The sequence below is a fragment of the Acidovorax sp. ACV02 genome, assembly GCF_014851475.1.
GTDB lineage: Bacteria > Pseudomonadota > Gammaproteobacteria > Burkholderiales > Burkholderiaceae_C > Acidovorax > Acidovorax delafieldii.
In genome coordinates this window covers 346,172-369,359 of sequence record NZ_JACUZU010000006.1, presented here as the reverse complement: position 1 = coordinate 369,359, position 23,188 = coordinate 346,172, and the positions used below count along the sequence as shown (strand labels likewise).

Below are 23,188 nucleotides of genomic sequence, written 5' to 3'. Positions count from 1 at the left end.
GGGCGCCGAGGTTCGTACACAGGACGCATGCCGCCGACGGATGCAAGCGGCTATTCAATCTGGGGAGGCATGTGGAATGCCAAGGGCCCCGTGCTGGCGGTAACCAGCCGGGGCCTTGTCAATTTGTGCGCTCCGGTAAGAGCGCCTTGATGGAAGAAGTATGCGCCGGGTGTTGCAGATGAATTTGCTGAACTTGGTGCATTTCGCTGAATGTGCAGAATAATTTTCTGCATTCGCATGATTTACTGAATAATCCGGCCGATGGATCGACTGGATAGAAAAATTCTCGCTGTCTTGCAGGCCAACGCTCGCGCCAGCCTGCAAGAGATAGGGCAGGCCGTGGGCTTGAGCCCGTCGCCCTGCTGGGGGCGCATCAAAAAGATGGAAGAGGCCGGTGTCATCCAGGGCTACACGGTGCGCATCAACCCCCAGTCGCTGGACCTGGCCGACACGGTGCTGGTGCAGGTCACGCTCGACAGCCACTCCGACAACACGCTCGAAAAGTTTGGCGAGACACTGGCAAGCATTCCCGAAGTGATCGAGGCGCACCTGGTCTCCGGTGACTACGACTACCTGCTGCGCATCGTCGTCAAGGACACCCGCGATTACGAGCGCCTGCTGCGCGAGAAGCTCTACAAGATCAAAGGCATACGGCACAGCCGCTCCAGCTTTGTGCTGCGGACCTTGAAGAAGGCAGACCTGCCCTTGTTCACCGGGTAGGCCGGTGGTGTGGCGTGGCAAGACGCCACAGGTTCCTTGCAGAAAACTGGCAACGCACTTTTAGCCTGCGCCCCCACTGCGAGCAGTTCTGCGTTGTGTCCTTGAAATGCGACGGCACAATGGCTTTTACAGCGCGGTGTTTGCCGGAAAAAGGCATGTGGATTCCGACACCGCGCACCATCACAGTGCGCCCGTCTGGGCAGTGCGCAAAGCCGTTGGTACACAGGCACACCCAGCCCTTCCGAAAAACACCATGAACCTGCGTTTTGTCGAAGCCTTTTACTGGGTGGCCTCTCTCAAGAGCGTGACACGCGCCGCCGAGAAGCTTTTCCTGACCCAGTCCGCGATGTCCAGCCGCATCTCCGCACTCGAAGAGGAGCTGGGCGTGCTGTTGCTGGACCGGCGTGACAAGCACTTCAAGCTCACGGTGGCCGGTGCCCGGTTCCTGGTGTATGCCAAGCGCATGCTGGAGCTGCAACGCCAGCTCAAGTCCGAGATGGGATCAGGCGGCCCGTTGGAGGTGTCGATCCGCCTGGGGGCCATCGAATCGGTCTTGCACTCGTGGCTCATTCCGTGGGTGGAACAGCTGCGCAAGGACAACCCACTGCTGGAGCTGGAGCTGACGGTGGAAACCACACCTGTGTTGCTCGACCAGATTCGCCGGGGCACGCTGGACGCGGTGTTTGCAGCGCTGCCTGCATCGGCGGATGGCATCCGCAGCCAGGCGGTGACACCCATGGAGATGGTGTTCGTGGGCAACAGCAAGACGCACCGCAAGCGCCGCTATGCGCTGGAAGACTTTGCAGGCGCTGACATCCTGACGTTTCAGCGTGGCTCTCAGCCGCACGTGTCCCTTCTCGATACGCTGCGCCAGGCCCAGGTAGAGCCGCGTTGCGTGCACACCATCTCGTCGATTTCTGCGATGGTGCAGCTGGTACAGGGCGGCTTTGGTGTGGCCACGCTGCCGCGCCTGGCAGTGCAGCGCCTGCTCGCGTTCCCCGACCTGCGTGCACTGGCTTGCGACACCGCACTGCGGCCGCTGCCCATCCATGTGAGCTACCGCGAAGACCCCTCGTCACCCGCCATGGAGGCCGTGGTGCGGTCGGCGCTGGACTTCATTGAGCAGCAACAGCCCGCGCCAGCCCGCCGCCCTCGCAAGGGCTGAGCCTTTCGTCAAAAAGCTTCGGTGCACCCTGTCGGGTGTGCGCGGCGCATGCCATTTTTTCTTGCAATCCAGGGATTCGTTGGTGTCAGGGTTTACCCGTAAATTCCCTCCCAGGGTTTTCCCTCGGCACCAAGTTGGTTCGACTCTCCCCAATGAAGTGCATGAAAAAAATCGATGAGCTGATAGAAATTTTTTGAATTTGCCAGGGGCTATCACCGCCCAACACAATCTGCCCAACGTCATGCAATTGACATTTCTCAATGCAAGGAAAAACGGTGGACTTCGTTCAAGAAAATTCGCTCGCGGTGTTTGGTTCCGAAGGTGCCAGTAACCCGATCCATGTCCGTGACACCATCCGCAAGGGCCTGTGGACATCGCATACCAGTGGTCTCGCGGATGGCCATGTCCAGGGCAACGTGGTCATCCTCCCCGAGGTGCTTGCCAGTGACTTCCTCCGGTTCTGTCAACGCAACCCCAAGCCTTGCCCTGTGCTGGCGGTCAGCGAGCCCGGACAGTTCACCTTGCCTTCACTGGGCAAGGGCATCGACATTCGCAGCGATGTACCGCTATATCGCATCTGGCGTCACGGTGAAATGTCGGAAGAGGTGGCGGACATCGCCAGCCTCTGGCGCTCTGACTTGGTCACCTTCGTTCTCGGTTGCTCGTTCTCGTTCGAGTCCGCATTGATCGAGGCAGGCATCCGCCTGCGCCACGTCGAGGAAGGCAAGAACGTAGCCATGTTCCGCACCAATGTGCAAACCGAGCCGGCGGGCCCCTTCGGTGGCCCCATGGTGGTGACCATGCGTCCCATGCCTGCAGCAGATGTGATTCGGGCCGTGCAGGTCACCTCGCGGTTTCCCAATGTGCATGGCGCGCCTGTGCATATCGGAGACCCGGCACTCATCGGCATCGCCGATCTGGCCCATCCCGACTACGGGGATGCCGTGGCGCTGATGCCCGGTGAGATCCCTGTTTTCTGGGCCTGCGGCGTGACACCGCAATCGGCCATCCTCAATGCCCAGCCGGCCTTCTGCATCACCCACGCCCCGGGTTGCATGCTGGTCACCGATCTTCTTAACCACCAACTCGCCAGCTTCTAAGCGGCTTACCCCCAGGAGTCTCCCCATGAAAAAATTTGCACTGTGTATGACGGCTGTCCTCAGCGTGTGTGCGGCCCAGGCCCAGGTCAAGTGGGACCTGCCCACCGGCTACGGTGCCAACAGCTTCCAGACGCAAAACGTGCAGCAGTTCGCCGATGAAGTGGACAAGCTCACTGGCGGCAAGCTCAAGATCACCCTGCACCCCGGTGGTTCGCTGTACAAGGCCAACGAGATCAAGCGTGCGGTGCAGACCGGGCAGGTGCCTTCGGCAGAGTTCATCCTGTCGGGCGCCACCAACGAGAACCCGTTGTTTGGGGTGGACTCTATCCCTTTCCTGGCGACCACCTATGCAGAGTCCAAGCGTCTGTACCTGGCCGCCAAGCCCGCGCAAGAGAAGCTGCTCGCCGCACAGGGCGTGAAGGTGCTGTTCTCGGTGCCATGGCCCGGCCAGTCGCTGTATTCGCTCAAGCCGGTGAGCACGCCCGCAGACTTTGCGGGCACCAAGATGCGCGCCTACAACCCTGCCACCACGCGCATTGCCCAGCTGCTCAAGGCGCAGCCCGTGACGATCCAGCTGTCGGAGCTGGGCCAGGCCCTGGCGACCAACACGGTGCAGAACTTTCTGACATCGAGCGCCAGCGGCGTGGAGTCCAAGCTGTACGAACAGGTCAAGTACTTCTACCCCGTCAGCGCATGGCTGCCGCGCAATGCCACGGTGGTGAATCAGAAGGCCTTTGATGCCCTCGACAAGCCCCTGCAGGACGCTGTGCTCAAAGCTGCAGCTGCCGCCGAAGAACGCGGCTGGGCCACCAGCGAGCGTGTGGACAAGGAATTCATCAAGGAGCTGTCGGCCAAGGGCATGACAGTGGCCGAGCCCAGCGACACCATCAAGAAGGAGCTGGCCAGTATCGGCGAATCCATGACTGCCGACTGGGTGAAATCGGCCGGGGCCGAAGGGCAGGCCATCATCGACGCCTACCGCAAGAAGTAGTCGTGTCTGAACGTGTCTGAAGGCCCCCACGGGGCCGGGTAGCGCACCGCGCGCTACCCCCGCAATCTCGTTACCGATCCCCCTCTTTTTCAAGCGTTACAGGAGTACGCCATGGACAAACTCGTCCGAAATTTCTACAGGCTGCTGATGCTGCTGTCCGGCCTGTCGATGCTGGCCGCGTTCGGCGCAGTCACGCTGGGCGTTTTTGCCCGCGAAGTCATCCACCTCAACATCGACGGACTCGACGCATACGCGGGCTACGCCATTGCCGCCGCCTTGTTCTTTGCGCTGCCCAGCACGCTACAAAACGGCGATCACATCCGTGTGACGCTCATCCTGGACAGGCTGCCCGCCCGCTGGCGCAGTGCCTTCGAGTGGTTCTGCCTGGTCAGTGCGCTGGTGTTGTCCGTGTACATCGCCTGCTATGCCGTGCGATCGGTATGGATCTCCTACGTCACCCACGACATCTCGCCGGCAGCCGACGCCTCGCCGCTGTGGATTCCTCAGATCAGCATGGCCATGGGCTGTATTGGTTTTGCGCTGGCGTTTGCCCATGCGCTGGTGCTGCGCTTCCAGGGTGTTGCGTTCATGGCTGTGTCCGAAGCAGCCCGTTCCGAATAACCCGATCCAGGAGAACTCATCATGGACGTCATCATTGCTTTGGGTCTGATCGTGGTGCTGTTTGCAGTGCTCGGATCGGGCCTGTGGATCGGCCTGTCACTGCTGGCAGTGGCCTTGGTCGGCATGGAGTTTTTTACCAACCGTCCGGTGGGCGACAGCATGATGCTGACCATCTGGGGGTCTACCTCCAGCTGGACGCTGACGGCTCTGCCGCTGTTTTTGTGGATGGGCGAGATCCTTTTCCGCAGCAAGCTGTCAAGCAGCATGTTCAAGGGCTTGGCGCCGTGGCTGGAGCGCCTACCAGGCCGCCTTTTGCATGTGAATGTGGTGGGCTGCACCATCTTTGCCGCAATCTCGGGCTCGTCGGCCGCTACCTGCGCCACCATCGGCAAGATCACCTTGCCTGAACTCAAGCAGCGCGGCTATCCCGAAGATATCTCCGTGGGCACGCTGGCTGGTGCGGGCACCCTGGGTCTGTTGATTCCGCCGTCGATCATCATGATCGTCTATGGCGTGGCGGCCAACGTTTCGATCTCCAAGCTGTTCCTGGCAGGGGTGATTCCGGGGCTGATGCTGGCTGCGCTGTTCATGGGCTACATCATCGTGTGGGCCCTGTTCAACAAAGACAAGGTGCCCGCGCCTGACGCGCGCCTCAGCTTTGTGCAAAAGCTGTATGCCTCCCGCCACCTGATTCCCGTCGTGTCGCTCATCGTCGTGGTGCTGGGCGCCATCTACAGCGGCATTGCCACCGCCACCGAAGCTGCCGCGCTCGGTGTGGCCGGGTCGCTGATCCTGGCCAAGATCGAGGGCTCGCTGAACTGGGAGCGCTTCAAGGAAGGGCTGGTCGCCGCCTGCCGCGTGTACTGCATGATCGGCCTCATCCTGGCGGGTGCCGCGTTCCTCACTCTGGCCATGGGCTTCATTGGCCTGCCGCGGCACCTGGCCGAGTTCATCGGCGCGCTGCACCTGTCGCCCTTTGCGCTGATGCTGCTGCTCATCGTGTTCTTCATTGTGCTGGGCTGCTTCCTGGACGGCATCTCCATGGTGGTGCTGACCATCGCGGTGTTGCTGCCCACGGTGGAGGCCGCAGGCTTTGACCTGGTGTGGTTCGGCATCTTCATCGTGCTGGTGGTCGAGATGGCGCAGATCACGCCGCCTGTGGGCTTCAACCTCTTCGTGTTGCAGGGCATGACGCGGCGCGAAGTGACCTGGATTGCACGCACGGCGCTGCCTCTGTTCGCTCTGATGATCGTGGCCGTCGTGATGACGTACTTCGTGCCCGATGTCGTGCTCTGGCTGCCACGCCAGATGCAGGGCTGACCCCCAGCACCCACGCCTGAAACGTACGCGCAGGAGTTCCCCATGAAAACTTTGGTGTTGTTGGCCGCGCTCGCCGTGGCCCCGGTGGTGCACGCCCAGACCCAGTGGAAGCTGGCCACGGGCTACCGCGCGGAGTCGTTTCATACCCGCAATCTCGTGCAGTTTGCGCAGGATGTGGAGCGTGCTTCGGCCGGTGCGTTGCGCATCGAGGTCCATGCCAACAACGCCTTGTTCAAGCTGAACGATATCCACCAGGCCGTGCAGGAGGGCAAGGCCCAGGCGGGAGAGACCATCATGACCAACCTGGTGCGGGACATCCCCATCGCCGGGGCGGATGCTGTGCCGTTCGTGGTGCGCAGTTACGCGGACGCGCGGCGCATGTGGGACGTACAGCGTCCGTTGATCGAGTCGCACATGGCCAGCAAGGGGCTCAAAGCGTTGTACGCCGTGCCCTGGCCGCCGCAGGGGCTGTTCTCGATCAACCCCGTGCGCTCGTCCGCCGACTTCAAGGGCACGCGCATGCGCACCTACAACCCCGGGACCGTGCGCATTGCCGAACTGCTGGGCGCCACGCCCGTGGATGTGCCCATGGTGGAAGTCAACCAGGCCCTGTCGGCTGGCAAGCTCGACTCCATGATCACTTCGGCCCTCACGGGGGTCGAGAACCAGGTCTGGGGTCAGATCAAGCAGTACTACGGCATCAACGCCTGGTTTCCCAAGAACATTGTTTTTGTGAACCAGCAGGCTTTTGACGCACTGCCTGCACCCGCTCGCCAGGTGGTGAGCAAGGCCGCCGCCGAGGCAGAAACGCGCGGCTGGGCCATGAGCGCTGCGGTGGCCGAAGTGTCGGTGGCCGAGCTGCAGCGCAAGGGCATCAAGGTGGATCGTGCGCCAGCGGATTTTGATGCCGAACTCAAGCGCCTGGGCGAACGGTTCTCCCGCGAATGGGTGCGCTCGGTGGGCAGCGAGGCCAACCAAATCTTCATCCCGTACTACACGAAGCGCTGACCTTTCCTGCACGCCTTTCAGGAGAAGCACCATGCACACGCCCTCGGACACCATAGAGATGTACCTGCGCGCCAAGGACCTCAATCGCCCACACCTCATCGCGCAAGCCTTTGCCGGTGGCGCACTGCTACAGATGGAAATGCGCCAGGGCGACGGGCAGGCCCCAGCATGCACCCTGGGCCGCGAGGCCATAGCCGAGACCCTGGTGCGCAACTTTGGCCGTGCCTATGAAAACGCCTACACCTTTTGCCTGACCGATCCCCCGGCACCGGCCTGCACAGACTTTCACTGCCTGTGGCTGTCTGCCATGACGGCCAAGGACAACCGCGCCGTGTGCGTGACTGGCGGCCAATACCACTGGCGATTTGCCCCTGGCAACCGCCTGGCGCAGGAGCTTCGCATCGTGATCGACACCATGCAGACCCTTCCGCCGGTAGACATCTTGCCCGTGATGGCCTGGGCCGCTTCGCTGGCAGGCCCCTGGTGCCCTGTGGAGCGGGCTCTGGCCACCGCACCCCCCATTCCTGCCGTGTGGCAGGTCATGCAAAGGCTGGCCCCCACCCACCTTGCCATCGCCTAGCCACACAGCCACCACCTTTTTCCATTTTTTATCTCGGAGCCACTACACATGACCATCATGACACCCCAAACGCACACTCCACGCTGGCAGTTCTGGATCGACCGGGGCGGCACCTTCACCGACATCGTGGCCAAGCGGCCCGATGGATCGCTGACCACCCACAAATTGTTGTCCGAGAACCCCGAGCAGTACAAGGACGCGGCCGTGGCAGGAATTCGTCACCTGCTGGGCCTGAAGCCTGGCGAGCCCGTCACGCCCGCGCTGGTGGAGTGCGTGAAGATGGGCACCACGGTGGCCACCAACGCGCTGCTGGAGCGCAAGGGCGAGCCCACGCTGCTGGTCACCACACGCGGCTTTCGCGATGCGTTGCGCATCGCGTACCAGAACCGCCCGCGCCTGTTTGACCGCCACATCCAGCTGCCCGAGCTGCTTTACACCGAAGTCATCGAGGCCCGCGAACGCATGGGCGCCCATGGCGATGTATTGCAGAACCTTGACGAAGCCACCCTGCGGGGTGACCTGCTGGCGGCGTACGGGCGCGGACTGCGCAGCGTGGCCATTGTGTTCATGCACGGCTATCGCTACACGCAGCACGAGCAGGCAGCAAAGCGTATTGCCAAGGAGGTGGGCTTCACGCAGATCAGTGCCTCGCATGAAACCAGCCCCATGATGAAGTTCGTGAGCCGGGGCGACACCACGGTGGTGGATGCCTACCTGTCTCCCATCCTGCGCCGCTACGTGGAGCAGGTGGCCAGCGAGATGCCGGGCGTCAAGCTGTTCTTCATGCAGTCCTCCGGTGGTCTTACCGATGCAGGCACCTTCCAGGGCAAGGACGCGATCCTCTCCGGCCCCGCAGGCGGCATTGTGGGCATGGCGCGCACGGCGGGCCTGGCCGGGCACGAGAAGGTCATTGGTTTTGACATGGGCGGAACGTCCACCGATGTGAGCCACTACGCCGGTGCGTTCGAGCGCGAGTTTGAGACCCACGTGGCCGGTGTGCGCATGCGCGCCCCCATGATGAGCATCCACACGGTGGCGGCTGGCGGTGGCTCGGTGCTGGCCTACGACGGTGCCCGTTTTCGCGTCGGCCCTGAGAGCGCAGGCGCCAATCCAGGCCCGGTGAGCTACCGCCGCGGCGGCCCACTGGCTGTGACTGATGCCAACGTGATGGTCGGCAAGGTGCAGCCCCGTTACTTCCCCAGTGTGTTCGGCCCCGCAGCCAACGAAACGCTGGACGCCGATGCGGTGCGCGCGCGATTTGAAGAAATTGCTGCGCATACGCAGCGTAGGCCCGAAGAAGTGGCCGAAGGCTTCATCCAGATTGCCGTGCAGCAGATGGCGAACGCTATCAAGAAGATCAGCGTGGCGCGCGGTTACGACGTGACGCGCTACACCCTGCAGTGTTTTGGTGGCGCCGGTGGGCAGCATGCCTGCCTGGTGGCAGATGCCTTGGGCATGTCGCGCGTATTTGTACACCCGTTGGCGGGGGTGCTCAGCGCCTACGGCATGGGCCTGGCCGATCAGACCGTGATCCGCGAGCAGGCGGTGGAGATGCCGCTGGCGGCTGAATCCCTGCCACTGATCGCTGAGCGCCTGGATACGCTGGGTTCTGCCGCGCAGGCCGAGCTGGAGCGCCAGCAGGTCAGTGCGAACCCGGTGCAGGTACGCCACAACGTGCATGTGCGCTACGAGGGCACCGACTCGGCCCTGGTGGTGCCTTTTGGCGACATGGCCAGCATCCAGACGGCCTTTGAGGCCGCCTACCGCCAGCGTTTTGCGTTCCTCATGGCGGGCAAGGGCCTGGTGGTAGAGGCCGTGTCGGTCGAAGCCATGATTGCAGGCGACGCCCCCGCCGAGCCGCGCTTGCCCGTGCACTCGCACCGCAAGCATCCGCAGCGCGAGGTGGTCAAGATGTACTCGGGCGGTGCCTGGCACGATGCGGCCCTGGTGGTGCGCGAGGACCTGCACCCCGGCGACGTGATCCCCGGCCCGGCCATCATTGCCGAGAAGAACACCACCACCGTGGTGGAGCCCGGCTGGTCTGCGCGCCTGACCGACCTGGACCATTTGGTGCTGGACCGCGTGACGGCCCGCAAGGTGCAGTACGCCGCAGGCACCACGGTGGACCCGGTGCTGCTGGAGGTCTTCAACAACCTGTTCATGAACATCGCCGAGCAGATGGGGCTGCAGCTGCAGAACACGGCGTATTCGGTCAACATCAAGGAGCGCCTGGACTTCAGCTGCGCGCTGTTCGATGCAGCCGGCAACCTGATTGCCAACGCGCCCCACATGCCCGTGCACCTGGGCAGCATGGGCGAGAGCATCAAGACAGTGATCCGCGAGAACGCGGGCAAGATGCACCCGGGCGATGTGTACATGCTCAACGACCCGTACCACGGTGGCACCCACCTGCCCGATGTGACAGTGATCACCCCGGTGTATGTGGCCGAGGGCAACGAGCCCACGTTTTATGTGGGAAGCCGGGGCCACCATGCGGACATTGGCGGCACCACGCCGGGGTCCATGCCACCGTTCTCCACGCGCATTGATGAAGAAGGTGTGCAGATCAACAACGTGAAGCTGGTGGACCGGGGCATCTTTCTGGAAGAGGAGGTGCGCACCCTGCTGGCCACGGGCGGCGGCACCACGCCATACCCCAGCCGCAACCCACAGCAAAACCTGGCCGACCTGCGCGCACAGATCGCGGCGAACGAGAAGGGCGTGCAAGAGCTGTCGAAGATGGTGGACCAGTTTGGCCTGGATGTCGTGCAGGCCTACATGCGCCATGTGCAGGACAACGCCGAAGAATCCGTGCGCCGTGTGATCACGCAGCTCAAGGACGGCAGCTTCACCCTGCCGCTCGACAACGGCGCGCAGATCAGCGTGTCGGTCAAGGCCAATGTGGCCGAGCGCAGTGCGGTCATCGACTTTGCAGGCACCAGCCCGCAGCAGATGAACAACTTCAACGCCCCGCGTGCTGTGTGCATGGCGGCGGTGCTGTATGTGTTCCGCACGCTGGTGGATGATGACATTCCGCTCAATGCCGGGTGCCTCAAGCCCCTGCAGGTGATCATTCCGCAAGGCTCCATGCTCAACCCCAATCCGCCGGCTTCGGTGGTGGCGGGCAATGTGGAGACCTCCACCTGCATCACGAACGCGCTGTTTGGCGCATTGGGCGTGATGGCGGGCAGCCAGCCCACCATGAACAACTTCACCTTTGGCAATGCGCAGTACCAGTACTACGAAACCATTGCTGGCGGCAGCGGTGCTGGCGCGGTGCTGGACGCCTCGGGCCAGGTCGTGCGTGGCTTTGACGGCACCAGCGTGGTCCAGACCCACATGACCAACTCGCGCCTGACCGACCCCGAGGTGCTGGAGTTCCGCTTCCCGGTGGTCCTCGACAGCTATGAGATCCAGCGCGGGTCTGGCGGCGCGGGCCGCTGGGCGGGCGGCGATGGTGGCGTGCGGCGCGTGCGTTTTCTGGAGGCGATGACGGCCAGCATCCTGTCCAACGGGCGCTTGAACCCTGCGTTTGGCATGGCTGGCGGCCAGCCCGGCAGGCCTGGCGCCAACCGCGTTCTGCGCGTCAACGGCCAGGTGGAGGAACTGGGCCACATCGGTGCGGCGCTGATGGAGCCCGGCGATGTGTTTGAGATCGCAACCCCAGGCGGTGGCGGCTTTGGTGAATGCGTCACGTCATGACGCGATAGGCAACTGCCCCCTGTGGGGCATGTGCTGTGCGCATCGAACCTGCGGGGTCGCAATGGGCACAGCGCCTGCCGCTTCAGGCCCCCGCACGGTGTGGGAAACGAACCAGGAGAACGCTCATGAACTATTTGCCAGCCACTTCCGGGGCGCCTGGTGGCGCTGCTTTCCGTGCCGTACCTGCAGAGGCGGAGTGGAGCCGCGCCGCGTCAGATAAGGCCACCCAGGGCGCATCACCTGCGCGGCGCAGCCGCACGCTGAGCGTGGGGCAAAAGCTGGCGGCCAGCTTTGGCATCCTGGGCTTTGCGGTGGCGCTGCTGGGGGCCACCACCTGGCTGACAGGCCAGGACACGAGCCGCCAGGCCACATTGTTGACCACGGAGCAACTGCCCATCGAACGCACCGTGCGCGACTGGAAAACCCAGTCGGTCTATATCGGCCAGATTGCGTTGCGCGCCACGCTCTCGTCCGACGTGTTCCCCCTGGTGGCCGAAATGCGCAACCAGATCGCCGCCGAAGACGCAATGCGCAAGCGCATCGACGAGGCATTGGCGCAGGTGTCTTCCAGCGAGAGCGCCAGGCCCCTGTGGGCGCAGGCCCAGGCCGAACGCCAGAAATATGCAGTGCTGCGGGACGCGCTGGTGCAAAACGCCCTGGAAGCCAAGATCATCAGCCAGAAAGAGCTGCAGGAACACGCAGCCGCGTTGACCCAATACCTGCGGTCCATCGACCAGTTGCTCGCAGCTTCCGAGCAGTCATCCCTGAAGGCGGGCGACAGCATGATTGCCGATGCATCCCGTGCGCAATGGATCAGTGCCGTGGCGGTGCTGGTGGTGGTGGCGCTGTCGGCGCTGTTTGGCTGGTTGCTGCGACGCTCCATCGTGCTGCCGCTGCGCCAGGCGTCCGAGGCGGCCGCTGTGGTGGCGCGTGGCGACCTCACGGTGCGCATGCAAACCCAGCGCACCGACGAGATCGGCCAGTTGCTCACCGCGCTGGACAAGATGGTCGAGTCGCTGCACTACGTGGTGACCGAGGTGCGCGACTCGGGCGAATCCATCCATGTCGCCAGCTCCGAAGTGGCGGCGGGCAACACGGACTTGAGCATGCGCACAGAACATGCGGCCAGCAACCTGCAGCAGACCGCGGCCAGCATTGCCCAGCTGGCGCAGATGGTGGCGGCCAATGCCGACAGCACGCGTCAGGCCAATGCCCTGGCGCTCAATGCCACCGAGGTGGCCAGCAAGGGGGGCGAAGTGGTCCACCAGGTGGTCAAGACCATGGAGGAGATCAACGCCAGCAGCAAGAAGATCGCCGACATCGTGGGCATCATCGACGGCATTGCGTTCCAGACGAACATCCTGGCACTGAACGCCGCCGTGGAGGCGGCCCGTGCGGGCGAGCAGGGGCGCGGCTTTGCCGTGGTGGCCAGCGAGGTGCGCGGCCTCGCAGGGCGCAGTGCCAACGCGGCGCGCGAGATCAAGGCGCTGATCTCCACCAGCGTGGACAAGGTGAGTGACGGCGCCCGACTGGTGGTCACCGCAGGCTCCACGATGGGCGACATCGTGCAGAGCGTGGAGCGTGTGACCACACTGATGGCCGAGATCAACGAGGCCAGCAGCGAGCAGAGCACACAGATCGGCCAGGTGAGCCAGGCAGTGGACCAGCTCGACCACATGACGCAGCAAAACGCCGCGTTGGTGGAGCAGGGCGCCGCAGCAGCCCAGAGCCTCAAGGACCAGGCCAACCGGCTGGCGGGTGCGATGGGACAGTTTCAGCTCATGCGCGCCGCCGCGTGACGGGCGTTGCGCTGTAGATCGGGCTGATCTCCATAAAAAAGGGCCTGCAGTGCAGGCCCTTCAAGCGCAAGGTGCTATGAATTTTGACGGTGCTTACATGCCCGCGTAGTTCGGGCCACCGCCGCCTTCCGGCGTGACCCACACGATGTTCTGCGTGGGGTCCTTGATGTCGCAGGTCTTGCAGTGCACGCAGTTCTGCGCATTGATCTGCAGGCGCTGGGCATCACCGCCCTTGGTCGTGTCGGGCACAAACTCGTACACGCCAGCCGGGCAATAGCGCGCCTCGGGGCCCGCGTACTTGGCCAGGTTGATGTTGACCGGCACGCTCGGGTCCTTGAGCGTGAGGTGGGCGGGCTGGTTCTCTTCGTGGTTCGTGTTGCTGATGAACACGCTGGAGAGGCGGTCGAAGGTCAGCTTGCCATCGGGCTTGGGGTAGACGATGGGCTTGCACTCGGCAGCGGGCTTCAGGTACGCGTGGTCGGGCTTGTCGCGGTGCAGCGTCCAGGGGATGTGGCCGCGCAGCACGAACTGCTCGAAACCGTTCATCAGCGTGGCCGTCGTCAGGCCGTACTTGAACCAGTTCTTGAAGTTGCGGTCCTTGTTCAGCTCGGTGTGCAGCCAGCTCTTTTCGAAGGCTTCGGGGTAAGCTGTCAGCTCGTCGTGCTGGCGGCCTGCCACCACGGCGTCGTAGGCGGCTTCGGCGGCCAGCATGCCGGTCTTGATGGCGGCGTGGCTGCCCTTGATGCGACCGACGTTCAGGTAGCCCGCATTGCAGCCCACCAGTGCGCCACCCGGGAACACGGTCTTGGGCAGGGCATTGATGCCGCTGGCGTTGATGGCGCGCGCGCCATACGACAGGCGCTTGGCCGTGATCTCGCCCTTTTCGTTCTCGAAGTAGTAGCGGACGTTGGGGTGCGTCTTCCAGCGCTGGAACTCCTCGAACGGGCTCAGGTAGGGGTTGGCATAACCCAGCCCCGTGACGAAGCCCAGGGCCACCTTGTTGCCCTCCAGGTGGTACAGGAAGGCGCCGCCGTAGGTGTCGTTCTCCATGGGCCAGCCGGCGGTGTGCATCACAAAGCCGGGCTGGTGCTTCTTGGGGTCGATCTCCCACAGTTCCTTCACGCCAATGCCGAAGCTCTGCGGGTCGCGGTCCTTGTCGAGGTGGAACTTGGCAATCAGCTGCTTGCCCAGGTGGCCGCGTGCGCCTTCGGCAAAAACGGTGTACTTGCCCAGCAGTTCCATGCCGAGTTGGAAGTTCTCGGTGGGCTCGCCATCCTTGCCAACGCCCATGTTGCCGGTGGCCACGCCCTTGACGGAGCCGTTGTCGTTGTAGAGCACTTCAGCCGCAGTGAAGCCGGGGAAGATCTCCACGCCCAGGGCTTCGGCCTGTTCGCCCAGCCATTTGGTCAGGTTGCCCAGGCTGATGATGTAGTTGCCGTGGTTGTGGGCAAACGGCGGCAGGAACATGTTGGGCACGCGAAAGCCCGACTTTTCGCTGAGGAAGATATAGGCGTCGTCGGTGACGGGCTGGTTCAGGGGCGCGCCGCGCTTTTTCCAGTCGGGGATCAGCTCGGTGAGGGCCTTGGGGTCCATGATGGCACCCGACAGGATGTGCGCACCGGGTTCAGAGCCTTTTTCGAGCACCACCACCGAGACGTCCTGGCCTTTTTCGGCCGCCAGTTGCTTCAGGCGGATCGCAGTGGCAAGGCCGCCAGGGCCGCCGCCAACGACCACCACGTCGTATTCCATGGATTCGCGGGGGCCGTATTGGGCGAGGATTTCTTCGTTGGTCATGGGCTTCTCGTCGGGCGTTTGATAATGGATTATTTTCTACAGAGCGCCGACCGCGCCCTGTCTGTCTGGCGACTGATTGTATTCACGGAATATAGACAATCGAACGACCGTTCTATTTTGATCAGTAGGGAGACTCTAAATGGCATACAGCATTGACTTGTCCGGCCGCGTGGCCTTCATCACTGGCGCCTCCAGCGGCCTGGGCGCGCAGTTTGCCCGCACGCTGGCCCGAGCGGGCGCAGGCGTCGTGCTGGCCAGCCGCCGGGTGGAAAAACTCAAGGAGCTGCGCGCGCGCATCGAAGGCGAGGGCGGTGACGCCCATGTGATCGAGCTGGACGTGACCGACCACGACTCCATCAAGTCCGCCGTGGCCCATGCCGAGACCGAAATGGGCTCCATCGACATCCTGGTGAACAACTCGGGCGTGAGCACCACGCAGCGCATCCAGGACGTGACGCCCGAGGACTATGACTTCATCTTCGATACCAACGTGAAGGGCGCCTTCTTTGTGGCGCAAGAGGTGGGCAAGCGCATGCTGGCCCGCTCCCGCGGTGCAGCGCCGGGCAGCTTCACCGGCGGTCGCATCATCAATATCGCGTCGATGGCGGGCCTCAAGGTGCTTCCGCAGATCGGCGCCTATTGCATGAGCAAGGCCGCCGTGGTGCAGATGACCCGGGCGATGGCACTGGAGTGGGGCCGGTTCGGCATCAACGTGAACGCCATTTGCCCCGGCTACATCGACACGGAAATCAACCACCACCACTGGCAGACCGAGCAGGGAAAAAAGCTCATGGACATGCTGCCGCGCAAGCGCGTGGGCCAGCCGCAGGACCTGGATGCGCTGCTGGTGATGCTGGCCAGCGACCAGAGCCATTTTGTGAATGGCGCGGTGATCGCAGCCGACGACGGCTTCGCGGTCTGATCCCTGGGGCACGAGCGGGTATGAAGATCGAAATCCCTGAGGTCAAGAAGCTGGTCTTTGAGATGCGGTTCCCGGTGCGCTGGGGCGACATGGATGCGATGGGCCATGTCAACAACACCGTGTACTTCCGCTACCTGGAAACCGCGCGCATCGAGTGGATGGTGTCGGTGGGCTGCAACCCCGACCCGCGCGGACAGGGGCCTGTCATCGTCAATGCGTTCTGCAATTTCTACAAGCAGCTCGAATACCCGGCCGACGTGTTGCTCAAGCTCTACGTGAGCGACCCGGGCCGCACCACGTTCGAGACCTGGGGCACGATGGAGCGCGTGGACCAGCCGGGCGTGATATGCGCAGCGGGCGGAGCTACGACGATCTGGGTGGACTTTCCGCAGCAGAAGGCGGCGCCGCTGCCCGACTGGATGCGGACGCTGGTGACGGCCAGCTGACCGTCCGTCCCGTCACTTGAGCCCTGTGGCGGGGGCTGGGGGCTGGGGGCTAATTTTTGGGGCTATTCGGCCGGTAGCGCATTTGATACATGCCTTGATTGCTATTAAAAAGATAGTATTTGGGCGATTTGCACCAGTGGTTTGACGGCACGGTGGAAGGCAAGCCTCTGCCCGCACCCAGCACCCGTGCCACTTCTTCCCTCTGCTGGTGGCCCTGCGGTAGCCAGTGAATACGGTCCCACTGGCACCGAGGCGCGGAGCACTGTGCCCATACCGCCGACCCCATACCGCGCCTTCTCATTCAACCTCCTGTTCTTTTTGTTACCTGTTAGGATGACTTCGGCAACGATAGAAGAAAACGAATAGAGCCGGGGAGGGGATTTCCAACACCGCACCGACGTGCTGCTTAGTGCTTTCTGAATGAATTCGACCATCCCAGCAAGCGCGGCTGCCAGCAGCATCAACAAGGTGACCAATCTGGTCATCGCGTCGGTTCTCTTCATGTTTGGCCTGTACGCCTTTGACGAATGGGGGCAGGTCAGGGACCGTGAAGAGGAGCACATGCAGTCCAACCTGGTGCTGCTTACGCGGACGCTGGACACCTTCTTTCTTTCCAAGCGCGCGGGCATGCTCAGCCTGGCTGAGACCATTGCGATCTCACCCGGGGGGATCGACAACCTGACGCAGGTGCAGCAGTTGTTGGTGGATTACCTCAAGTACCGCCCCGAAGTCAGCCAGACCTACGTGAGCGACATGAACGGCCAATTGCTGGCCTCGTCGCACACGCCCAGCCTGCAGGGCCTCACCAGTCTGGCCGGTCAACCCAGCTTTCAGGACTTTGCGCGCGACGCTCGGGACCTGCGCGACATCTACCTGGGGCGGCCACAGCGCGATGCGCTGAACAAGGACTGGGTTTTCACCCTGCGCTATGTGCTGCGGGACCCGCAAGGCCAGGCGCGGGCGGTGTTGACCGATGTGTTTCTCATCGATTTTCTGGAGTCGCTCTGGAAAGACGCGCCGCTGGTGCAGCAGCTCACGGTGGGCGTGCTGCGTGACGATGGCTACCTGCTGACCCGTTACCCGGTGCCCACCGCAGTCACCAAGGACGAGGTCTATGGCACGCGCCGTGACGGCGCGCTGAGCCAACACCTCACGCAGCACCAGTTCCCGGTACAAGGGCGTGTGGAAGGGCCCAATGCGCTGCTCAACGGCCAGAACTTCATCAACCTGTTCCATCGGCTCGACAAGCTCCCGGTGACGGTGTTTGTGGGGCAGCCTGAGCTCCGGTTCTGGCAGGTCTGGGCCCGCAGCATCGACACGCCGCTGGCGCTGACGGCGCTGTTGCTGGCGTTCATCAAGTTCGTGTCGTTGCGCCTGGCACGCCGCGAGCGCGAAGCCGAGCAGCAAAGACTGGTGGTGGAACAAGTGCTGCGCGACAGCGAAACCGAGCAGCGGTCGCTCATCGACAACCTGATGACGGGCCTGGTCATCCACGATGCGACGGGTGCCGTGGTGCGCTGCAACGCTGAGGCCAGCAATCTCCTGGGTCTGAGCTTTGATCAGATGACCGGCAAACAGCTGATTGACCCGGCCTGGTCCTTCCTGAATGAGGAAGGCGAGACCATGCCGGTGTCTGACTACCCCGCCTCGCGCGTGGTCGCCACCCGCGAGCCGGTCAAAGGCATTGTGGTGGGCATCGTCCGCTCCAAAGACGCGGATATCTGCTGGGTGCTGTGCCGAGCAGACCCCTGGTTCAAACCGGACGGCGGGATCGATAAAATTGTGGTGACTTTTGTTGATATCACCATGCGGCGCAAGCTGACATCTCAGCTGCAGGACCGCGAACTCAAGTTCAAAGCGCTGTTTGACAACAGCATGGACGCCGTGTTGCTGACCTCGCCCGATGGCACGGTGCTGACGGTGAACCAGGCAGCCTGCCGACTGTTTGGGCTGAGCGAGGCGCAGATCATTGCGCGTGGCCGCACGGGGCTGGCCGACCCTGCCGACCCTCGGTTGCAGGAGCTGTTGACCCGGCGCCAGCAGGCCGGGCAGGCGGTTGGGCTGCTGACCATGGTACGGGGCGATGGCAGCCACTTCACCGCCGAGATCAGCTCCAGCATCTATGGGGACAGTGAAGGCCGCCAATACAGCAGCATGATCGTTCGCGACATGACCGAGCGCCTGCGCAGCCAGGCCGAGCTGGAGGCTGCCAATGCGCAGATGCGCCGTATCAACGAGCAGCTGGCCGAGGTGGCGCACTTTGACATACTCACCCACCTGCCCAATCGCGTGCTGCTGGCCGACCGGCTGCAGCAGGCCATGGCGCACTGTGTGCGCCGTAGCAAGTCGCTGGCGGTGGCCTTTCTGGATCTGGACGGTTTCAAGGACGTCAACGACCGGCATGGACATGCAGCGGGCGACGAGTTTCTGGTGGCGATTGCCAAGCGTCTGCGGTCAGCGCTGCGCGATGGCGACACGCTGGCGCGTATTGGTGGCGACGAGTTTGTGGCCGTCATGACTGACCTGACGGCCGAGCACGACTGCGAACCCTTGTTGTTGCGGCTGTTGCAGGTGGCGGCTGAGCCGGTGATGGTGAACGGGCAGTCCCTGCAGGTGTCTGCCAGCATTGGCGTCACCATCTACCCGCAGGATGGTTCCAGTTCGGAGCAGCTCATCCGCCATGCCGACCAGGCCATGTACCTGGCCAAGCAGGCGGGCAAGAATCGGTTCCACCTGTTTGATGTGGCCAGCGATGCAGCCATCCGGATCAAGCGCGAAAGCCTGGAGCAGATTGCCACCGCCATCGCTCAGCGGGAGCTGGTGCTGTACTACCAGCCCCAGGTCAACATGCAGACAGGTGAGGTGGTGGGCATGGAGGCGCTGGTCCGCTGGTTGCATCCGCAGCGAGGCCTGCTGGCCCCGAGCCAGTTCCTGCCGGTGATTGAAGACCACGACATGGCGATTGCGATTGGCGAGCGGGTGCTGGACATGGCCCTGTCGCAAATGGCGCAGTGGCTGGCGGCGGGGCTGCGCATGCCGGTCAGCGTCAACGTGTTCTCCAAGCAGCTCCAGCAAGAGGACTTTGTGCACAAGCTGCGCCAGGCACTGGCCGCGCATCCCTCGGTGCCTTCGTCGGCGCTGGAGCTGGAGATTGTGGAGACCAGCGCGTTGCAGGACATGGCCCAGGTATCTGGCCTGATGCACGCATGCGCCGAACTGGGCGTGCGGTTTGCTCTGGACGATTTTGGGACCGGTTATTCGTCGCTGACCTACCTGAAAAAGCTGCCTGCAGAGCTGCTCAAGATCGACCAGAGCTTTGTGCGCGACATGCTCGAAGACCGCGACGACCTGGCCATTGTGCAGGGTGTGGTGGGCCTGTCCAAAGCGTTCAACCGCAAGGTGATTGCCGAAGGTGTGGAGACCGTGGACCACGGCCGCACGCTGCTGGCCATGGGCTGTGTGCTGGGCCAGGGCTATGGCATTGCGCGACCCATGCCCGCGCAGCAGGTACCGGGCTGGCTGGACCAGTGGCAGGCGCAGCAGCCCTGGGTGCGCGAGACCGATGCAGACTTGCCGGCCTGAGGTCCTGAGGTCCTGAGGTCCTGAGGTCCTGAGGTCCTGAGGTCACGCGGGGCATCGCGCGGGTATCGGTCCGTTGAGTCGCAGTGGGACAGCCTTTATCGTGGGGGCAGGGCAGCACATTGCGCCAGAGGCATGCCCTGTGCCTCTGAGGCGCCCAGAAGCAAAAGGCGCTGCAGCTCTGGAAAATACCGGATGGCTGTCTGCGGTGCGCTGTAGCCGTTGCTGTTGTTCAGGCGTTCTTGCATGCGCAGCACAAGACGGCTGGGCAGGTGTTCGATGCTGAGGGTGCGCACGCCCGTGTAGAAGGTGGTGTCTATGGTGCCTTCGGTGCCGAAAAAGCCGCCACCCACGCGCGCCGCGCGGCGCCGGCCCTCGAAGGTCGTGGTGATGCGCAGTTTGTCGTCACGGCTGGTACAGCTCCCCTCGAAGGCCGCAGCGCACTCCATGGGCAGCGGATTCTGTTGCACCAGCACTGCCTGCACGGATGGGGTGTGCAGCAGTGCGGGGGGCACGGGCTCCAGGCGTACGCAATCGGCGGTGGGTACGACCTGCCACGCCGTAGCGCCCGGCGAGTCAGGGATTTGCAGGCGCGAGCCTGCAACACCCGCACCGAGATAATAGGTGGGCGCAGCCCCCGTGCTGGACTCTTCGCGGAAGAGCGAGGCGGACCGCAACGGCGACAGCGCGCCAGCGGGCACGGCCACAGTCAAAGGGTGAAGGCGCAGCGTGCCCTCCGGTGGCCCAAACCCTGCGGCCTGTACCGCAGGGGCGGCCAGCACCCAAAGCCAGATCGTTCGTGCGGAGCGCATGGTTTGGATCAGGCCGCAGGCTTGGCCTTGGGCACACGGCCCATCAGATAGAACTCTGGGTTGGGCTGCATGCCCGCAAAGCTGGCCATGCGGTTGGACAGGCCAAAGAATGCCGTGATGGCGGCGATGTCCCAGATGTCCTCGTCATCGAAACCATGGGGGTGCAGGGCCTCGAAATCCGTGTCGTCGATCTCGTGGGCGTTCTGGCACACCTTCATGGCGAAGTCGAGCATGGCCCGCTCCCGGGGGCTGATGTCCGCCTTGCGGTAGTTCACCGCCACCTGGTCGGCGATGAGCGGCTTCTTTTCGTAGATGCGCAGGATCGCGCCATGCGCCACCACGCAATACAGGCACTGATTGGCCGCGCTGGTGGTGGTGACAATCATCTCGCGCTCGCCCTTGGTCAGGCTGCCTTCTTCCTTGAGCATGAGCGCGTCGTGGTACGCAAAGAATGCACGCCATTCCGCTGGCCGGCGGGCAAACGCGAGGAACACGTTGGGGATGAATCCCGCCTTCTCCTGCACTTCAAGAATCCGCGCGCGGATGTCCTCGGGCAGGGTGTTCAGGTCAGGGAAGGGGTAGCGGCTCACGGCAGTCTCCTCGGTTTTTGTGTGGGGTGGATAACGGATGCAAGTATCAGGGATGCCATTGCGTCGCCCGCACGGGGGCATGGGCCGGCGCGGCCGAACTGCCAGCCAGCGCGTAGGACAACTGTGTCGCTGCAGCGATCACGGTGTGCGCCAGCGCTTCGAGCTTTTCGGCGGGCAAACGCGAGGCCGGGCCTGAGATGCACACCGAGCCCATGAGCCGCCAGTGCATGCCAAACACCGGCGCCGACACGGTGGCCACGCCCTGTTCCCGTTCACCAATCGACCAGTGGTAGCCCTTCTTGCGGATCTCTTCATAGGCCTTGCCCGGCTCGCCTGAAAACGCCAGGATCACGCGGCCTGGCGAGCCCTTGTCCAGTGGCAGACCTTCGCCCATGCGGGCGTGGTGGCGCAGCGCCTGCGGGCCTTCCACGCGCACGAGGCAGGTGCGCACATTGCCTTCACGCACGTAAAACGCAGCGCTTTCGCCCGTGGCAAGGGTCAGCTCACGCAGCGCGGGCTCCAGCACGTTCTGCACGTCAAAGCCTGCCTGGTAGCGCGCACCCAGCCAGCCTGCTGCCGGACCCAGGCGCCAGTCGCCATCTTCGCGCTGCACCATGAACCCGGATTGCGCCAGCGTGCGGGCCAGGCGCAGTACGGTGGTCTTGTGAAGGCTGCAGCGGCGGCTCAGCTCTGCCAGAGACAGGCTGGATTCGCCCAGTGCAAAGGCCTCCAGCACCTGCAGTGCACGTGTCACAGCGATCACGCCGCCGCTGTCCTTGGCCGTCGCGTTGGCTTGCGCATCTGCGCTCTCATCGGCCACCGGGGTGGTGGCGACCGGTGTGGTGGCCTTGCGCGAGGCAGGGCGCACAGGCGAGGAGGGTGGGTTGCTCATGGCGCAATTCGTTTCATTGTGTGCAACTGCATTGTATGGGTTGAAACGCGTGCGTACATTCGCACACCACGGCGCCAGGCCCGAACAGGCCCATGCAGACCGGCGTGACGAACCACCATAACGGAGACAAATCCATGACCGCTTTTTCATCGCTTTCACGTTCCTTGAGTGCGCGCCTGTGCGCCGCTTTCCTGGGCCTTGCGGCCGTGGCCGTGCCCCACGGCGCTGTGCAGGCTCAGACGGCTTACCCCGCCAAGGCCATCCGCCTGATTGTTCCGTTCCCCCCCGGCGGTGGCACCGACATGATCGCCCGCGCCGTGGCGCAGAAGATGGCCGACCAGAACAAGTGGAGCGTGATCGTGGACAACCGCCCCGGCGCCGGTGGCAACCTCGGGGTGGATGCTGTGGCCAAGGCCGACCCGGACGGCTACACACTGGTGATGGGGCAGACCAGCAACCTCGCCATCAATCCCACGCTGTACAAGAAGCTGCCCTACGACCCGCTCAAGGACCTGGCGCCGGTGGCGCTGGTGTCGTCCTCGCCCATCGTGATGGCGGTGCCGGTCAACTCGCGCTTCAAGACCTTTGCCGACGTGGTGGCTGCCTCCAAGGGCAAGCCTGATGCCCTGACGCTGGGCTATTCGGGCAACGGCACCGTGGCCCATCTGGCCGGGGAGCTGGCAGAGAACGCTGCTGGCATCCAGTTGCGCCACATCCCTTACAAGGGCGCGGCCCAGGCCATGACGGACCTGATGGGCGGGCAGATTGATCTGTACATGTCGTCCGTGCCCACGCTGCTGGGCCATGTGCGCAATGGCAAGCTCAAGGTCATTGCCATCACCTCGGCCCAGCGCTCGGCGCAGCTGCCGGATGTGCCCACGCTGGCGGAGTCCGGGTTCAAGGGCTTTGAGGCCGTGACCTGGTTCGGTGTGCTGGCCCCTGCGGGCACGCCTGCAACCATCGTGGCGCAGCTGAACAAGGCCATCAACCAGGCCCTCAAGCAACCGGACGTGGCGGACAAGCTGCGCTCTGAAGGCGGCGACATCCTCGGGGGCACGTCCGAGCAGTTTGCGGCACTGCTGCGCACCGAAGTGCCCCGCTGGTCCAAGATCGTGAAGGACTCTGGCGCCAGCCTGGACTGATCGAG

At 63.5% G+C, this 23,188-nt stretch carries 18 protein-coding genes; 14 read left to right on the top strand and 4 right to left on the bottom strand.

Annotation, left to right across the window (positions count from 1 at the left end; all coding sequences use genetic code 11):
* The first annotated feature begins 261 nt into the window (after nt 1–261).
* From IB236_RS16500 to IB236_RS16455, 10 genes are all read left to right on the top strand, one after another.
* Entirely contained in the window at nt 262–720 is a 459-nt protein-coding gene (locus tag IB236_RS16500) for an Lrp/AsnC family transcriptional regulator (protein WP_056067700.1), read from the top strand.
* A 253-nt stretch (nt 721–973) separates the two neighbouring features.
* Complete coding sequence (locus IB236_RS16495; RefSeq protein ID WP_192421487.1) at nt 974–1,885, top strand: LysR family transcriptional regulator; 912 nt, start codon at nt 974–976, stop codon at nt 1,883–1,885.
* Nucleotides 1,886–2,190: 305 nt separating this feature from the next.
* Entirely contained in the window at nt 2,191–2,985 is a 795-nt protein-coding gene (locus IB236_RS16490) for a putative hydro-lyase (RefSeq protein ID WP_192421525.1), read from the top strand.
* A 25-nt stretch (nt 2,986–3,010) separates the two neighbouring features.
* A complete protein-coding gene (locus tag IB236_RS16485; RefSeq protein WP_056067704.1) occupies nt 3,011–3,976 on the top strand; it encodes a TRAP transporter substrate-binding protein in 966 nt (321 codons plus the stop codon).
* Between the two features lie 111 nt (nt 3,977–4,087).
* On the top strand, nt 4,088–4,597 hold the full coding sequence (locus IB236_RS16480; RefSeq protein WP_121943069.1) for a TRAP transporter small permease: 510 nt from the start codon (nt 4,088–4,090) through the stop codon (nt 4,595–4,597).
* A 21-nt stretch (nt 4,598–4,618) separates the two neighbouring features.
* Nucleotides 4,619–5,917: a TRAP transporter large permease gene (locus IB236_RS16475; RefSeq protein ID WP_192421486.1), complete on the top strand. Its 1,299-nt coding sequence runs from the start codon at nt 4,619–4,621 to the stop codon at nt 5,915–5,917.
* 42 nt (nt 5,918–5,959) lie between these two features.
* Nucleotides 5,960–6,925: a TRAP transporter substrate-binding protein gene (locus tag IB236_RS16470; protein ID WP_192421485.1), complete on the top strand. Its 966-nt coding sequence runs from the start codon at nt 5,960–5,962 to the stop codon at nt 6,923–6,925.
* 31 nt (nt 6,926–6,956) lie between these two features.
* Nucleotides 6,957–7,505, top strand: a complete 549-nt coding sequence (locus IB236_RS16465) for a hypothetical protein (RefSeq protein ID WP_192421484.1) — start codon at nt 6,957–6,959, stop codon at nt 7,503–7,505.
* Nucleotides 7,506–7,553: 48 nt separating this feature from the next.
* A complete protein-coding gene (locus tag IB236_RS16460; RefSeq protein WP_192421483.1) occupies nt 7,554–11,207 on the top strand; it encodes a hydantoinase B/oxoprolinase family protein in 3,654 nt (1,217 codons plus the stop codon).
* Between the two features lie 125 nt (nt 11,208–11,332).
* Nucleotides 11,333–13,006, top strand: a complete 1,674-nt coding sequence (locus tag IB236_RS16455; protein WP_099730082.1) for a methyl-accepting chemotaxis protein — start codon at nt 11,333–11,335, stop codon at nt 13,004–13,006.
* A gap of 93 nt (nt 13,007–13,099) precedes the next feature.
* Here IB236_RS16455 and IB236_RS16450 read toward each other — a convergent pair whose 3' ends face one another.
* Nucleotides 13,100–14,800: an electron transfer flavoprotein-ubiquinone oxidoreductase gene (locus IB236_RS16450; protein WP_099730083.1), complete on the bottom strand. Its 1,701-nt coding sequence runs from the start codon at nt 14,798–14,800 to the stop codon at nt 13,100–13,102.
* Nucleotides 14,801–14,939: 139 nt separating this feature from the next.
* On the opposite strand from IB236_RS16450, the gene IB236_RS16445 reads away from it, so the two are divergent.
* From IB236_RS16445 to IB236_RS16435, 3 genes are all read left to right on the top strand, one after another.
* Nucleotides 14,940–15,722: an SDR family oxidoreductase gene (locus IB236_RS16445; RefSeq protein ID WP_015014335.1), complete on the top strand. Its 783-nt coding sequence runs from the start codon at nt 14,940–14,942 to the stop codon at nt 15,720–15,722.
* A gap of 20 nt (nt 15,723–15,742) precedes the next feature.
* Nucleotides 15,743–16,168, top strand: a complete 426-nt coding sequence (locus IB236_RS16440) for a thioesterase family protein (RefSeq protein ID WP_056067722.1) — start codon at nt 15,743–15,745, stop codon at nt 16,166–16,168.
* Nucleotides 16,169–16,588: 420 nt separating this feature from the next.
* On the top strand, nt 16,589–19,750 hold the full coding sequence (locus IB236_RS16435) for an EAL domain-containing protein (protein ID WP_192421482.1): 3,162 nt from the start codon (nt 16,589–16,591) through the stop codon (nt 19,748–19,750).
* A gap of 95 nt (nt 19,751–19,845) precedes the next feature.
* Here IB236_RS16435 and IB236_RS16430 read toward each other — a convergent pair whose 3' ends face one another.
* The 3 genes from IB236_RS16430 to IB236_RS16420 are packed head-to-tail and all read right to left on the bottom strand — an operon-like array spanning nt 19,846 to nt 22,041.
* A complete protein-coding gene (locus tag IB236_RS16430; protein WP_192421481.1) occupies nt 19,846–20,559 on the bottom strand; it encodes a hypothetical protein in 714 nt (237 codons plus the stop codon).
* A gap of 8 nt (nt 20,560–20,567) precedes the next feature.
* Nucleotides 20,568–21,149, bottom strand: a complete 582-nt coding sequence (locus IB236_RS16425; protein WP_015014330.1) for a peroxidase-related enzyme — start codon at nt 21,147–21,149, stop codon at nt 20,568–20,570.
* A gap of 46 nt (nt 21,150–21,195) precedes the next feature.
* Entirely contained in the window at nt 21,196–22,041 is an 846-nt protein-coding gene (locus IB236_RS16420) for an IclR family transcriptional regulator (protein ID WP_192421480.1), read from the bottom strand.
* A 134-nt stretch (nt 22,042–22,175) separates the two neighbouring features.
* On the opposite strand from IB236_RS16420, the gene IB236_RS16415 reads away from it, so the two are divergent.
* On the top strand, nt 22,176–23,183 hold the full coding sequence (locus IB236_RS16415) for a tripartite tricarboxylate transporter substrate binding protein (RefSeq protein ID WP_192421479.1): 1,008 nt from the start codon (nt 22,176–22,178) through the stop codon (nt 23,181–23,183).
* Nucleotides 23,184–23,188 lie beyond the last annotated feature (5 nt).